Origin of the sequence: Pseudomonas sp. URIL14HWK12:I5, from assembly GCF_900176445.1 — a bacterium.
Classification (GTDB): Bacteria; Pseudomonadota; Gammaproteobacteria; order Pseudomonadales; family Pseudomonadaceae; genus Aquipseudomonas; species Aquipseudomonas monteilii.
Genome location: NZ_FWXQ01000011.1, coordinates 206,060 through 220,881 on the forward strand (window position 1 = coordinate 206,060; position 14,822 = coordinate 220,881).

Sequence of the window (14,822 nt, forward strand, 5' to 3'; positions counted from 1 at the left end):
AAATGGTCGGGGTGAGGGGATTCGAACTCCTGACATCCTGCTCCCAAAGCAGGCGCGCTACCGGACTGCGCTACACCCCGAGATTGGCTCCGCGACCTGGACTCGAACCAGGGACCCAATGATTAACAGTCATTTGCTCTACCGACTGAGCTATCGCGGAACTGAACTTCGGTACAACTTACCGATTTGCTACTCCGAAGACTGTGTTCGCCTCGGACTCTTTGGCTTCTTCGCTTTCGCGTTGTCGCTGCTGAGGCCGGCTATTCTACATTCTTCGTTTTGCTTGTCAACCACTTTTTTTCAGTCAACTTACTGATTTGTAAGTTGTTTTGCGGTCACCGATGTTGCTGGTGATTCGCTTAGTGCCTGACAACGCGGCGTATATTAGGGGCACTCGGAAATTGATGCAAGCAAAAATTTCAAAAATTTCAGCAGGTTATCCAAAATATCCGCGAAACCCCGATTTTACTGGGGCCGGTATAGGTTAGCGGCCAAAAAAAGCCCCGCAAATGCGGGGCTCATGGTGCAACAGAATCAGCCAAAGACGATTTCGTCGCCTTCCACCTTGGCGGTGATCGCCGTACCCGGCAAGAACTTGCCCGCCAGAATCAGCTGCGCCAGCGGGTTTTCGATCCAGCGCTGGATGGCACGCTTCAGCGGCCGTGCGCCGTACACCGGGTCGTAACCCACGGCAATCAGCTTGTCCAACGCCTCCGGGCTCAGGCTCAGCGACAGTTCGCGTTCCAGCAAGCGGCTGCGCAGGCGGCCCAGCTGGATTTCGGTAATGCCGGCAATCTGCTCGCGGCCCAGTGGTTCGAACACCACCACTTCGTCGATACGGTTGATGAACTCTGGGCGGAAGTGCGAACCCACCGCATCCATCACCGCTGCACGCTGTGCTTCGCGGTCGCCCACCAGTTCCTGGATCTGCGCCGACCCCAGGTTGGAGGTCATCACGATCACGGTGTTGCGGAAGTCTACCGTGCGCCCGTGGCTGTCGGTCAGACGGCCGTCTTCCAGCACCTGCAACAGCACGTTGAACACATCCGGGTGGGCTTTCTCCACCTCATCCAGCAGCACCACCGAGTAAGGCTTGCGCCGTACGGCCTCGGTCAGGTAACCGCCCTCTTCGTAGCCGACGTAGCCTGGTGGTGCACCGATCAGGCGAGCCACGGAGTGTTTCTCCATGAACTCGGACATGTCGATACGCACCATGGCCTCTTCGGTGTCGAACAGGAACTCGGCCAGCGCCTTGCACAGCTCGGTCTTGCCCACACCGGTCGGGCCGAGGAACAGGAACGAGCCACTTGGCCGGTTAGGGTCGGACAGCCCGGCACGCGAGCGGCGCACGGCGTTGGCCACGGCGGTTACCGCCTCGCCCTGGCCAATCACGCGCTGGTGCAGCAGCTCTTCCATTTTCAGCAGCTTTTCGCGCTCGCCTTCGAGCATCTTGGCCACCGGAATACCGGTCCACTTCGATACCACTTCGGCAATTTCTTCCTCGGTCACCTTGTTACGCAGCAACTGGTTCTCGGTCTTGCCGTGCTGATCGACCATCTGCAGGCTGCGCTCCAGGTCCGGGATTACCCCGTACTGCAGTTCGGCCATGCGGCTCAGGTCGCCTTTGCGACGGGCTGTTTCCAGCTCTTGGCGGGCCTGCTCGATCTTTTGCTGGATCTGCGCCGAGCCCTGCACTTCGGCCTTCTCCGACGCCCAGATTTCTTCCAGGTCGGAATACTCACGCTCCAGCCGCTCGATTTCTTCGGTCAGCTTCTCCAGGCGTTTTTTCGCCGCCTCGTCTTCTTCTTTCTTCAGCGCCTGCGATTCCACCTTCAACTGGATCAGGCGGCGATCAAGGCGGTCGAGCACTTCCGGCTTGGAGTCGATCTCCATGCGGATGCGGCTGGCGGCTTCGTCGATCAGGTCGATGGCCTTGTCGGGCAGCTGGCGATCAGTGATGTAGCGGTGGCTGAGCTTGGCCGCAGCGATAATGGCACCGTCAGTGATGGCCACCTTGTGGTGCACTTCATAGCGCTCTTTCAGGCCACGCAGAATGGCAATGGTGTCTTCTTCGCTCGGCTCTTCTACCAGCACCTTCTGGAAGCGGCGCTCCAGCGCAGCGTCCTTCTCGATGAACTGGCGGTACTCGTTAAGCGTCGTAGCGCCAACGCAGTGCAGTTCGCCACGGGCCAAGGCTGGCTTGAGCATGTTCCCGGCGTCCATGGCGCCCTCGCCTTTGCCGGCGCCGACCATGGTGTGCAGTTCGTCAATGAACAGGATGATCTGGCCTTCCTGCTTGGACAGCTCGTTCAGCAGGCCTTTCAAACGCTCTTCGAACTCGCCACGGTACTTGGCACCGGCAATCAGCGCGCCCATGTCCAGCGCCAGCAGGCGCTTGCCTTTGAGGCCGTCGGGCACTTCACCGTTGATGATGCGCTGGGCCAGGCCTTCGGCGATGGCGGTTTTACCCACGCCAGGCTCACCGATCAGCACCGGGTTGTTCTTGGTGCGGCGTTGCAGCACCTGCACGGTACGGCGGATTTCATCGTCACGGCCAATCACCGGGTCCAGCTTGCCTTCTTCGGCACGCTTGGTCAGGTCGACGGTGTACTTGTCCAGCGCCTGACGCGACTCTTCGGCGTTGGCATCATTCACTGCCGCGCCGCCGCGCAGGTTGTTGATGGCATTTTCCAGGGCCTTCTTGGTCACACCCTGGCTCAGCAGCAGTTTGCCGAGCTTGCTGTTCTCGTCCATGGCGGCCAACAGCACCAGCTCGCTGGAAATGAACTGGTCGCCCTTCTGCTGGGCCAGGCGGTCGGCCTGGTTGAGCAGGCGCGCCAGGTCCTGCGACATGTTCACGTCACCGGTGGGGTTCTGGATTTTCGGCAGCTGGTCGAGCTCTTTCACCAGCCCCTGGCGCAGGCTGTTGATGTCGAAGCCAACCTGCATCAGCAGGGGCTTGATGGAGCCGCCCTGCTGTTCGAGCAGTGCCTGCAGCAGGTGCACGGGCTCGATGGCGGGGTGGTCCATGCCAACGGCCAGGGATTGGGCATCGGATATTGCAAGTTGCAGCTTGCTGGTCAAACGGTCTATTCGCATGGTGTACCTTCCTTTAAAGGGCAGGTCGGAGCGATGGACAGCGCCTGTTTATGAAGAAACCTGCCTGAGATGACCTTATAGATAAGGCTGATTCTGGAAGATTCAAGCGTAGCGGGGTTGACCAAGGTCAACCTGTTGGATTGTCGCTGGGGCATTCGCGGGTAAACCCGCGAAGAGACCGGTACAGGCTAGCGCGGGTCCAGCCAGACCAACGATGCAAACCGCCCACCCTGCGGGGTACGGCGATAAGAGAAGAACCGCGCATCGCTGACCGTGCACAATCCGCCACCATACACAGCGGTCACCCCACGGGCAGCCAGGCGAATACGCGCCAGCTCGTAGATATCCGCCATCAACTTGCCCGGCCGCTCACCCTCGACAAAAGCACGGGCCGCTTCCGGATGCACCGCCGTAAAGGCATCACGCACTTCCAGCCCTACTTCGAAGGCCTGCGGGCCAATGGCCGGTCCCAACCACACCAGCACCTCTTCTGGCGGCAGCGCCAGGCGGTCCAGCGTGGCTTCCAGCACGCCACCGGCCAACCCGCGCCAGCCCGCATGCGCGGCTGCCACGCGCGTCCCCGCCCGGTCGCAGAACAGCGCAGGCAGGCAATCGGCAGTCATCACGGTGCAGGCAATGCCTGGCTGGTCGGTCCAGCTGGCGTCGGCCTCGGCCACCACAGCCGGGTCGGCATCCGCCACCACCAGGCCATGCACCTGCTTGAGCCAGGCCGGCTGGATGGCGAACGCGTCGCTCAGCCGGCGGCGGTTTTCGGCGACCGCCGCAGGGGCATCCCCTACGTGGTCGCCAAGGTTGAAGGTTTCGTAGGGCGGCAGGCTGACGCCGCCCTGACGGGTGGTGACACAGGCGCGAACCGAGGCCGGGGCCGGCCAGTCGGGGAACAACAGCGACTGCGTCAGGCCACTCATCCGATAAAGCTCTCGCGGTCTTCGTTCAGCAGCGTCAGCAACCAGAGGAAGTCATCCGGCAGTGGCGATTCCCACTTCATGACTTCACCGGTAATCGGGTGGGCCAAGGCGAGGAAACGCGCATGCAGTGCCTGGCGCGGGAAGGTTTTCACCGCCTCGACCATGGTTGGGCTGGCGGCCGGCGGAATGCGGAAGCGCCCACCGTACGTCTGATCACCCACCAGCGGGAAGCCGACATGGGCCATGTGCACGCGAATCTGGTGAGTACGGCCGGTTTCCAGCTTGACCCGCACATGGGTGTGCGAGCGGAAGCGCTTGAGCACACGGTAGTGGCTGACCGCCGGCTTGCCGCCGTCGGTGACGGCCATGCGCTGGCGCATACCGCCGTGGCGGCCGATCGGGGCATCGATCTTGCCACCGGACGTCACCACGCCAATCACGATGCACTCATAGATGCGGCTGACTTTGCGGGCTTGCATCTGCTCAACCAGCTTGGTCTGCGCTTGCAAGGTCTTGGCCACCACCATCAGGCCCGTGGTGTCTTTATCCAGGCGATGAACGATACCGGCACGCGGCACGTTGATGATGTCTGGCACGTGGTGCAGCAGCGCATTGAGCAGGGTGCCGCTGGCATGGCCGGCGGCCGGGTGCACAACCAGGCCCGCAGGCTTGTTGATCACCAGGATGTGGTCGTCTTCATAGACGATATCCAGCTCGATGTCTTCTGCGATCCACTCGCCCTGGGCCTCTTGCTCGGCCTCCAGCGCAAGCACTGAGCCACCATAAACGGTATCGCGAGGGCGCACGACGGCGCCATCGACCGTCAGGCGGCCTTCTTTGATCCACGTAGTAAGCCGCGAACGCGAGTACTCGGCGAACAATTGGGCGGCGACCTGGTCGAGGCGTTGACCGCCCAGATCGGACGGTACCTCTGCGCTAAGTTGAATGATCTCGGACATGCTCGATTCGGCGGGCGCACAGCCTTTGGTTTCGGCTGCGAGCTTGTGGTTAAATACGGCTTCTTTTGTCCCGGGGTTGGCCGGGGCGCTCATCATAACAGGACGGCACCGCCCAAGACAGCGGCCGTCAAAGGGACGCAAGCCGCCATGCAAGTGAAACACCTGCTGCTGATCGCCATCCTCGGGCTTACCGCGGCCTGTTCCTCTAATAAAGAGGTCATTGACGAGAACCTCAGCGAAGCCGAGCTGTACCAGCAGGCGCAAGCTGACCTGGACAACTCCAGCTACACCAGCGCCGTGAACAAGCTCAAGGCCCTGGAATCGCGCTACCCGTTCGGCCGCTATGCCGACCAGGCGCAGCTCGAGTTGATCTACGCCAACTACAAGAACTCCGAGCCCGAGGCTGCCAAGTCGGCTGCGGAGCGCTTCATCCGCCTGCACCCGCAGCACCCGAACGTGGATTACGCCTACTACCTCAAGGGCCTGACCTCGTTCGACCAGGACCGTGGCCTGCTGGCGCGTTTCCTGCCGCTGGACATGACCAAGCGTGACCCGGGTGCCGCCCGCGACTCGTACAACGAGTTCGCCCAGCTGACCAGCCGCTTCCCCAACAGCCGCTACGCGCCAGACGCCAAGCAGCGCATGATCTACCTGCGCAACCTGCTGGCCTCGTATGAAATCCACGTGGCCGATTACTACCTGAGCCGCCAGGCTTATGTGGCCGCCGCCAACCGTGGCCGCTACGTGGTCGAAAACTTCCAGGAAACCCCCTCGGTCGGTGACGGCCTGGCGGTGATGGTCGAGTCGTACCAGAAGATGCACCTGGACGAACTGGCCGCCAGCAGCCTGGAAACCCTCAAGCTCAACTACCCGGACCACCCGAGCCTGGTCGATGGCGAGTTCCAGCCCAAGCAGACCGAGTCTGACGGCCGTGGCTGGCTGTCCAAGGCCACCCTGGGCCTGATCGAAACCGATACCCCGCTGCCGCCGGGCGAAACCCGCGCCAACCAGGACGTGGTCAAGCAGTTCCAGGACGCCCGCGACGAGATGCCGCAAGAGCTGCTGCCGAAGGACGAGAACGGCGACCCGATCGTGCCGGAAGGCCCGAAAGAAGCCGAGAAAGACCGCTCCTGGTTCAGCTACATGACCTTTGGTCTGTTTGACTGACACACAGCGGTAAATGAAAGGGAGGCCTTGGGCCTCCCTTTTTTATTGGCCGCGTCCTAGACTGTCGGCTTCTTCAACCGACAAGCTGGACACCATGGTTCGCCTACTTTTCTGGATCGCCCTGATCGCCGCCGCGTTCTGGCTGTGGCGCAAGTTCAAAGTCAGCCAGCAGTCGCACCCCGAGGCGAAGCTGGATGCGCCGCTGAAGATGGTGCGCTGTGCCCATTGTGGCGTGCATTTGCCCAACGACCGGGCGCTGCAGCAGGGCAATGAGTGGTATTGCAGCCAGGCACACCTGCAACAAGGCCCTGGTCGCCAAGGCTGAGCCAGTATCACCTGAATCCCTTCGCGGGCATGCCCGCGAAGAGGCCTGTGAACCCTGCATCACTTATCCCTCCCCGACCCTTTCACACCAATTACGACCCCTCCCCCGACGCCAGCATTGACCCATCCCGGTAAAATTCGCTAAATCCTATTTATCCGCATAAATATGAAAAATAGCGAAATGCTCAAACCCAAACGCAAGCGCCAGAAGCTGTCCGATGTGATCGTCGAATCGGTCAAGCGCTCGATCGTCACCGAAGCGCTGCACCCCGGTGACCGCCTGCCCACCGAGCGTGAGCTGATGGAGCATTTCGAGTGTTCCAAGGGCACCGCCCGCGAAGCGCTCAAGGCGCTGGAGGTCGAAGGGCTGGTCAGTACCCGTACCGGCCCGACCGGCGGCGCCTACCTCAATGAAGTAGGTACCGAGCCGGCCAGCCGCGCGCTGCGCAATTACCTGCACTTCCAGCACCTGGACGGCGAGCAGGTTTACCAGCTGCGCAAAGTCATCGAGGTAGAGCTGGCGGTGTCGGTGATGGGCAAGCTGAGCGAAGCCGACTACGCCGCGCTGCAAGCCAACATCGACTTCTGCAGCGCACCGGAAGACAGCGAGGAAGGCCAGCGCGAGCAGCGCCTGGCAGAGCTGGAGTTCCACACCCTGCTGGCCGACCGTTGCCCGAACCCGTTGCTGCGGTTCATGGCGGTGTTCCTCAACGACCTGCTGCGCGACCTGGTGGTGCTGAAAAAGGCCTACCTGCCCAAGCGCCAGCAGTTCGCCGCCGCCAACATCGACTACCACAAGCAACTGCTGACCGCCCTGCGCGCCAGCGACGAACCCGCTGTACGCCGGCTGATGCATGAACACATGTGCGACGCCGAGCACCACATGACCGCGCTGGAAGGCGAGGTTGCCCGCAACTTCCTGCTGGAGTTCGACCACCACCACTGATGCGCCTGGAAAGAGGCCTGCACACAGGCCCGGCCGTACCCGCTTTGTCATTGCCACTCCTGCCTAATAACCACAACCAAGGAGTTACTCATGCAAAGACGTACCCTGCTCAAGGCAGGCCTTGCCCTGGGTGCCTTAGGTAGCCTCCCCTTGGGAGCGCTCCGGGCATTCGCCGACCAACCGCTGACCTTCTATGGGCTCAAGTCCATGTCGGGCGCCTTCGCCAGCTACGGCAAGTACGCCGACATGGGGTCGCGCCTGGCCATCGCCGAGTACCCGCAGTTGCTCGGCCACCCGCTCAAGTACAAGGTCATCGACACCGAAGGCAACGCCGGCAAGGCGGTGCGCAAGGTACAGGAAGCCATCGGCCAGGATGGCGCACGCTTCTTCCAGGGCTGCACCCTGTCGTCTTCGGCACTGGCGGTGTCGAAGGAAATCCACAAAGCCGGCGGCGTGTTCATGACGCCCGTGGGCGCCGACGAAATCACCGGTAAAGACTGTAACGCATCGACCTTTCGCTGGTCGGTGCCCACCTACGGCGCCATCCGCGAAACCCTGGTGCCCATGATCCGCCAGCTGCCCCAGGCCAAGCGCTGGTACACCATCACCCCGCAATACGTGTTCGGCGACGCCCTGCTGGATAACGCCCGCAAGGTGTTCGCCGAGCTTGGTGTGGAACACATCGGCAACAGCTACCACTCGTTGCAGGAACAGGAGTTCTCCGGCTACCTCACCAACGCCATCGCCGCCAAACCCGATGTGCTGGTGCTGCTCAACTTCGGCAGCCAGGCCTCCAACGCCCTGCGCCAGGCCGTCAACTTCGGCATCAAGGACCGCATGAAAGTGCTGATGGTGTGGTCTGCCGGCCTCGACCAGTTTCAGGAGCTGGGCAGCGACGTGCTCGAAGGCGTGTACCTGGGTGCCCAGTACTGGCACCAGGTCGATACACCGCTGAACAAGCAACTGGTTGCCGCCACCCGCAAGGCCTATGGCATCAACCCCAACTACCCGCTGGCTGCCGACTATATCGGCACCAAGGTCATGCTCGAAGCCATCGTCAAGGCCGGCAGCCTGGAGGGCGCCGCCGTGTCGGCGGCATTGCAGGGCATGCGCTTCCAGGGCCCGACCGGCGAAGAACTGATCCGCCCTGGCGACCATCAGGTACTCAAGGATTACTACCTGCTGCGCGGCAAGCCCCAGGGGCAGATGCGCGACGAGGACGACCTGGCCGAAGTCATCAGCTCAGGGCGTTCGTTCGTCGAGGTCGACCACACCGGTTGCGCCCTGGCCTGAAGCCGCGGCGTTAGTCACACACACTCGTACAGGCAGCCGCACCGCGCGCTGTCGAGGGCACGCTCATGCTCGATTTGTACCTGTTCCAACTGCTCAACGGCCTGGGCCTGGGGATGATCTACTTCCTCATCGCCGTGGGCCTGACGATCATTTTCGGCCTGCTCAACTTCGTCAACTTCGCCCACGGCGCGTTCTTCTTGCTGGGCGCCTACCTGTGCTACACCGCCGTGGCCATCACCGGCAACTTCTGGCTGGCACTGCTGATTGCACCGCTGGTGGTGGCCGCCCTGGCCTGGGCGGTCGAGCGCCTGTTGATCAAGCGCATCTACCACCTGCCGCACACCTTCCAGATCCTCGTCACCCTCGGCATCGCACTGATCATCCAGGAAGCCTCAGTGCTGATCTGGGGCCCGGTGGGCAAGAACATTGCCGTACCGCCCGAGCTGCGCGGGGTGCTGATCCTCGGGGACTTCATCTACCCCTACTACCGCCTGTTCCTGATCGGTTTCGCCGCGCTGATCGGCCTTGGCCTGTGGCTGCTGCTGGAGCGCACCCGCTTCGGCGCACTGGTGCGGGCCGGTAGCGAAAGCACCGAGACCGTGTCGCTGCTGGGCACCAACATTTTCCGCCTGTTTTCCCTGACCTTCGCCCTGGGCGTGGGCCTGGCCGGCGTGGCGGGTGTGCTGTTCGCCCCGCTACGGGGTGCGCAACCCTTCGTCGGCCCGGAAATTCTCGGCATTGCCTTCGTGGTGGTGGTAATCGGCGGCATGGGCTCGTTCGGCGGTGCGCTGGTTGGCGGCCTGCTGGTAGGTGTGGTGCAAAGCATGATGACCAGCCTCTGGCCGCAAGGCGCCAGCCTGATGATCTACGGCGCCATGGCCGCCGTGATTCTGGTCCGTCCCTATGGCCTGTTCGGGAGAGCCTGATATGAGCGAGAAAAATCCATTGCCAGTCGCCAAAGGCCGCGCCCCGGCGCTGCTGTTGCTGGTGGTTGCCAGCCTGGTGGCACTGCCACTGTTGCTGCCGTCGGCCACCTTGGCCACCGAGATCCTGATCTTTGCTCTGGCCGCGCTGGCCTGCAACCTGCTGCTCGGCTACACCGGCCTGCTGTCGTTCGGCCAGGGCATCTTCTTTGGCGTGGGTGCCTATGGCGCGGCGCTGCTGATGATCCACCTGCAGTGGGGCATGTTCGCCGCGCTACTGGGTGCCGCCGTGTTCGGTGCCTTCCTGGCATTGCTGGTGGGCGCACTGGCGATTCGCCGCACCGGCATCTACTTCGTCATGTTGACCCTGGCCTTCAGCCAGATGGCCTACTTCCTGGCCTACACCCTCAGCGGCTGGACCGGCGGTGACAACGGCCTGCTCGATGTGCCCCGGCCGAACATCGAAATCGCCGGCCATGTGCTGGTCGACCTGGCCGACCCGCGGCACTTCTATGTGTTTGTGGCGGTGCTGTTCCTGCTGATCTTCGCCGCAGCCCTGCGGGTCATCCGCTCGCCGTTCGGCAGCACCCTGCTGGCCATCCGCGAGAACGAAACCCGCGCCGCGGCCATCGGCTACGACACCCGCCACTTCAAGACCCTGGTGTTCATGCTGTCGGGCGCCATCACCGGTATCGCCGGGGCGCTGTACGCCATGCTGCTGCACTTTGCACCGCTGTCGAACATCGACCTGATGATGAGCGAGAACATCCTCATCATGACTATCGTCGGCGGGACCGGCTCGCTGTTCGGCTCGCTGCTGGGGGCCGGCGCCATCGTGCTGCTGGGCGACGTGCTGTCGGAGCTGTGGCCACGCTGGCTGATGCTGCTGGGGGTCATCCTGATCCTCGTCGTGGTGTTCATGCGTGGCGGCCTGTGGGGTGGCCTGGCCGAACTGGGCAAACGCCTGCTGGCCACCCGCAATGCCAATGACAAACCTCAGGCCAAGACCAAGGAGACCCTGTGATGAGCGACTACCTCCTGGAAACCCGCCAGCTGGAGCTGGCCTACGGGCCGTTCAAGGCGGTTGCGGGCGTTGACCTGAAAGTGCGCGCCGGCACCATCCACACCATCATCGGCCCCAACGGCGCCGGCAAGACCAGCCTGTTCCACTGCCTGACCGGCGAACGCCAGGCCACCGCAGGCAAGATCCTGTTCAACGGCCAGGACATCATCCGCAAGCCATCCCACGGGCGGGTGGCGCTGGGCATGGCCCGTTCGTTCCAGCTCACCAGCCTGTTCCAGAACCTGTCCGTGCGCGAAAACCTGCGCCTGGCCGCCCAAGGCCGTGATGGCCTGGGCGCGCTCAACTTCTGGCGCAGTGTCGAGCACAAGCGCAGCCACTGGAACACCGCCGACCAGGTGCTGGAGCGCCTGAAACTGAGCGCCCGCGCCGAAACCCTGGCCGGTGAGCTGTCGCACGGCCAGCAACGGGTACTGGAAGTGGGCATGTCGATCTGCGCCAAGCCCACCCTGCTGATGCTCGACGAGCCCACCTCGGGCATGGGTATCGACGACATCCCGGTAATGACCGACCTGATCAGCGACCTTGGCCGCGACCATACCGTGCTGCTGATAGAGCACAACATGAGCATCGTCATGTCGATCAGCCAGCGCATCACGGTGATGAGCCACGGCCAGATTCTGGTCGAGGGTACCCCTGAACAGGTGCGCAACGACGAGCGCGTACGCACCGCTTACCTTGGAGAGGCTGCCTGATGCTCAACGTCGATTCGATCCACGCCTACTACGACAAGAGCCATGTCCTCGAAGGGGTTTCGCTCAAGGTCGAGGCCGGCGAGCTGGTAACCCTGCTTGGGCGCAACGGTGCCGGCAAGACCACCACCTTGCGCAGTATCCTCGGCATCGTCCGCCCACGGCAGGGGCAGATCAGCTTCAACGGCCAGCCGCTGGTGGGCCGCGAAATTTTCGATATCGCCCGGCTCGGCATTGCCCTGGTGCCCGAACACCGCGGCATCTTCCGCCAGCTCAGCGTCGAGGAGAACCTGAAAATTGCCGTGCGCAAAACCAGCCGCTGGCAGCTGGAAGACGTCTACAGCATGTTCCCACGGCTCAAGGAGCGCCGCCGCAATGGTGGTTTCGCGCTGTCCGGTGGCGAGCAGCAGATGCTGGCCATCGCCCGCGCCCTGCTCAACGGCCCCAAGCTGCTGATCCTCGATGAACCCACCGAAGGCCTGGCCCCGGTGATTGTCGACGAGCTGGTGAAGATCTTGCGGCGCATCAAGGACGAGGGCCTGTCGATCCTGCTGGTGGAACAGAACCTGATGGTCTGCGATGCCCTTGCCGACCGCCATTACGTGCTGGAGCAGGGCCGGGTCGCTTACCAGGGCAGCGCGGCGCAGTTCCGTGAGGACCCGAGCATCAAGAACCGTTACCTGGCCCTGAGCGCCTGAAAGGAGAACGCCCATGAACACCCGCATCGATCCCTCACAGCACCTGCTCGGCCAAGGTTCGCAGGTCAACCGCGAGCGCCTGTGGCAATCGCTGATGGACCTGGCCCTGCTCGGCGCCACCGCCAAGGGCGGCGTATGCCGCCTGGCGCTGACCGACCTCGACCGCCAGGCCCGCGACCTGTTCGTGCGCTGGTGCGAAGATGCCGGCTGCACCGTCAGCATCGACGCCATCGGCAACATCTTCGCCCGCCGCCCCGGCCGCAACCCTGCCCTGCCACCCGTGATGACCGGCAGCCACATCGACACCCAACCCACCGGCGGCAAGTTCGATGGCTGCTATGGCGTCATGGCTGGCCTCGAAGTGATCCGCACCCTGAACGATCTCGGCCTGACCACCGAAGCGCCCTTGGAAGTGGTGGTGTGGACCAACGAAGAAGGCTCGCGCTTCCCGCCCTGCATGATGGGCTCGGGTGTGTTCGCCGGTAAGTTCGGCCTGCAGGAAACCCTTGATAAGGTCGACGATCAGGGCCTGTCGGTCGGCGCCGAGCTGCAGCGCATTGGGTACGCCGGCCCGCGTGTGCCCACCGGGCATCCCGTCGGTGCCTACTTCGAAGCACATATCGAGCAGGGCCCGGTGCTGGAAGACCAGCGCACCACCATCGGTGTTGTCCAGGGCTGCCTGGGCCAGAAATGGTTCGATCTGGTGCTGACTGGTGTCGAGGCCCATGCCGGCCCCACCCCGATGCACCTGCGCAAGGACGCCCTGGTTGGCGCGGCCGAGGTGGTGGCTGCGGTCAACCGCGTGGCCCACGCCCACCAGCCGCATGCCTGCGGCACGGTCGGCTGCCTGACCCTGCACCCGGGCTCGCGCAACGTCATCCCCGGCCAGGTGCACATGACCATCGACTTGCGCCACCTCGACCCCGGACACCTCGCTGCCATGGTCAGCGAAGTACGCACGGCCATCGAAAGCAGCACGGCCAGGCACGGGCTGAGCTACCAGCTGACCCCCACCGCCGACTTCCCGCCACTGTATTTCGCCGAGCAGTGCGTAGACGCCGTGCGCCAGGGCGCACGCACACTGGGGCTGAGCCATATGGATATCGTCAGTGGCGCCGGTCACGATGCCATCTTCCTCGCCGAGCTGGGCCCGGCCGGGATGATCTTCGTGCCATGCGAGGGTGGCATCAGCCACAACGAAATCGAAAATGCCGCGCCGCAGGACCTGGCCGACGGCTGTGACGTCCTGCTGCGTGCCATGTTCCAGGCCGCCAACCCGGGAGCCCGTTGAGATGACCCAGAAAACCGAGTTGGGTGAGTTCACCGCCGTCGAATTGCTCGAACTGTACCAGCGCCGTGAGCTGTCGCCGGTCGAGGTGATCGACGACGTGTTAGCGCGCATCGACCTGCACAACCCGGCGGTAAACGCCTTCTGCCATGTCGACGGTGAAGGTGCTCGCGCCGCCGCCCGCGCCAGCGAGCAGCGCTGGCAACGGGGCGAGCCCTGTGGCCGGCTGGATGGCGTACCCGCCTCGATAAAGGACCTGACCCTGACCCGTGGCATGCCGACCCGCAAGGGGTCACGCACCACCTCCGGCGCAGGGCCATGGGACGTCGATGCCCCCTTCAACGCGTTCATGCGTGAAGCCGGCGCAGTGCTGGTGGGCAAAACCACCACGCCGGAGTTCGGCTGGAAGGGGGTGACAGACAACCCGCTGTACGGCATCACCCGCAACCCCTGGGATACAAGGCTGACTGCCGGAGGCTCGTCGGGGGGAGCTGCGGCCGCCGCCGCACTGAACCTGGGGGTGCTGCACCAGGGTAGCGATGCCGGGGGCTCGATTCGTATCCCGTGTGCCTTTACCGGCACCTTCGGCATCAAACCGACCTTCGGCTATGTGCCGCAATGGCCGGCCAGCGCCATGACCGTGCTGTCGCACCTGGGGCCGATGACGCGCACCGTAGACGACGCGGTACTGATGCTCGACTGCGTCGCCCGCCCCGATGCCCGTGACGGGCTGTCCGGTGCACCACGGCAGGCGCCGTGGATGGGCCAGCAGCAAGACCTGAGCGGCCTGCGCATCGCCTACAGTGCCAACTTCGGTTACGTGCAGGTCGACCCGCAAATCCAGGCACTGGTGGCGCAAGCAGTGCAGCGCCTGGTACGGCTGGGCGCCCAGGTGGAAGAGGTGGACCCGGGATTCAACGACCCGCTGGAAACCTTCAATACCCTGTGGTTTGCCGGCGCGGCGCGGTTAGCCAGTGCCTTGAGCGATGAACAGCGAACGTTGCTTGACCCCGGGCTACGCTGGATTGCCGAGCAAGGCGCAAAGATCGGCCTTGGCGAATACACCCAGGCGCTGGAGGCACGGGCGGCGCTGATTGCGCAGATGAATGCCTTCCACCAGCGCTATGACGTGCTGGTATCGCCGATGCTGCCGCTGGTGGCATTCGAAGCCGGGCACAACGTGCCGCCTGGGTCGGGGATGGCGCAGTGGATGGAGTGGACGCCCTTCAGCTATCCCTTCAACCTGACCCAGCAGCCGGCGGCTTCGGTGCCTTGTGGGTTTACCCGCGAAGGATTACCGGTGGGGCTGCAGGTGGTGGCCGGGCGCTTTGCCGATGAGCAGGTGCTGCGGGTGTGCAAGGTGTATGAGCAGCATTACCCGAGCCGGCACTTGCAGGCACCGCGTTGACATTCCGGGGCTGCA

The 14,822-nt window shown here is 63.5% G+C and carries 13 protein-coding genes and 2 tRNA genes; 10 read left to right on the plus strand and 5 right to left on the minus strand.

Annotated elements, in window-relative coordinates; all coding sequences use genetic code 11:
• Window positions 1–3 precede the first annotated feature (3 nt).
• The 5 genes from B9A31_RS23695 to rluD all read right to left on the minus strand — a co-directional run bounded on the left by B9A31_RS23695 (window position 4) and on the right by rluD (window position 4,987).
• Window positions 4–80, minus strand: a tRNA-Pro gene (locus B9A31_RS23695).
• A gap of 4 nt (window positions 81–84) precedes the next feature.
• Window positions 85–160 (minus strand) — tRNA-Asn (locus tag B9A31_RS23700).
• Window positions 161–534: 374 nt separating this feature from the next.
• A complete protein-coding gene (gene clpB / locus B9A31_RS23705) occupies window positions 535–3,099 on the minus strand; it encodes an ATP-dependent chaperone ClpB (protein WP_025754954.1) in 2,565 nt (854 codons plus the stop codon).
• 188 nt (window positions 3,100–3,287) lie between these two features.
• A complete protein-coding gene (pgeF, locus tag B9A31_RS23710; protein WP_016713391.1) occupies window positions 3,288–4,028 on the minus strand; it encodes a peptidoglycan editing factor PgeF in 741 nt (246 codons plus the stop codon).
• Window positions 4,025–4,987 carry a 23S rRNA pseudouridine(1911/1915/1917) synthase RluD gene (gene rluD / locus B9A31_RS23715; protein WP_026020366.1) on the minus strand — a complete coding sequence of 321 codons (963 nt, stop codon included), beginning with the start codon at window positions 4,985–4,987 and terminating at the stop codon, window positions 4,025–4,027. Before rluD ends, pgeF begins: the two co-directional genes overlap by 4 nt.
• Before the next feature lie 147 nt (window positions 4,988–5,134).
• Between rluD and B9A31_RS23720 the strand changes: the two genes are divergently transcribed.
• From B9A31_RS23720 to B9A31_RS23765, 10 genes are all read left to right on the plus strand, one after another.
• Entirely contained in the window at window positions 5,135–6,154 is a 1,020-nt protein-coding gene (locus B9A31_RS23720; protein ID WP_016713393.1) for an outer membrane protein assembly factor BamD, read from the plus strand.
• A 94-nt stretch (window positions 6,155–6,248) separates the two neighbouring features.
• Window positions 6,249–6,479, plus strand: coding sequence for a PP0621 family protein (locus B9A31_RS23725; RefSeq protein ID WP_016713394.1), 231 nt, complete (start codon window positions 6,249–6,251; stop codon window positions 6,477–6,479).
• 180 nt (window positions 6,480–6,659) lie between these two features.
• On the plus strand, window positions 6,660–7,424 hold the full coding sequence (locus B9A31_RS23730) for a FadR/GntR family transcriptional regulator (RefSeq protein WP_003247561.1): 765 nt from the start codon (window positions 6,660–6,662) through the stop codon (window positions 7,422–7,424).
• Between the two features lie 90 nt (window positions 7,425–7,514).
• Window positions 7,515–8,717 (plus strand): ABC transporter substrate-binding protein, encoded by a 1,203-nt coding sequence (locus B9A31_RS23735; RefSeq protein ID WP_016713396.1) that lies wholly within the window; start codon window positions 7,515–7,517, stop codon window positions 8,715–8,717.
• A 65-nt stretch (window positions 8,718–8,782) separates the two neighbouring features.
• Entirely contained in the window at window positions 8,783–9,643 is an 861-nt protein-coding gene (locus B9A31_RS23740; protein ID WP_016713397.1) for a branched-chain amino acid ABC transporter permease, read from the plus strand.
• A 1-nt stretch (window position 9,644) separates the two neighbouring features.
• Complete coding sequence (locus B9A31_RS23745) at window positions 9,645–10,664, plus strand: branched-chain amino acid ABC transporter permease (protein ID WP_084297449.1); 1,020 nt, start codon at window positions 9,645–9,647, stop codon at window positions 10,662–10,664.
• The gene (locus B9A31_RS23750) at window positions 10,664–11,416 is read left to right on the plus strand and encodes an ABC transporter ATP-binding protein (RefSeq protein ID WP_012051121.1); all 753 of its coding nucleotides are present in this window, start codon (window positions 10,664–10,666) and stop codon (window positions 11,414–11,416) included. Before B9A31_RS23745 ends, B9A31_RS23750 begins: the two co-directional genes overlap by 1 nt.
• Window positions 11,416–12,111, plus strand: coding sequence for an ABC transporter ATP-binding protein (locus B9A31_RS23755; protein ID WP_016713401.1), 696 nt, complete (start codon window positions 11,416–11,418; stop codon window positions 12,109–12,111). The genes B9A31_RS23750 and B9A31_RS23755 overlap by 1 nt, the downstream gene beginning before the upstream one ends.
• Window positions 12,112–12,124: 13 nt before the next feature.
• Window positions 12,125–13,402, plus strand: a complete 1,278-nt coding sequence (locus tag B9A31_RS23760) for a Zn-dependent hydrolase (RefSeq protein WP_025754950.1) — start codon at window positions 12,125–12,127, stop codon at window positions 13,400–13,402.
• A 1-nt stretch (window position 13,403) separates the two neighbouring features.
• On the plus strand, window positions 13,404–14,807 hold the full coding sequence (locus tag B9A31_RS23765; protein ID WP_084297450.1) for an amidase: 1,404 nt from the start codon (window positions 13,404–13,406) through the stop codon (window positions 14,805–14,807).
• The last annotated feature ends 15 nt before the right edge of the window (window positions 14,808–14,822 follow it).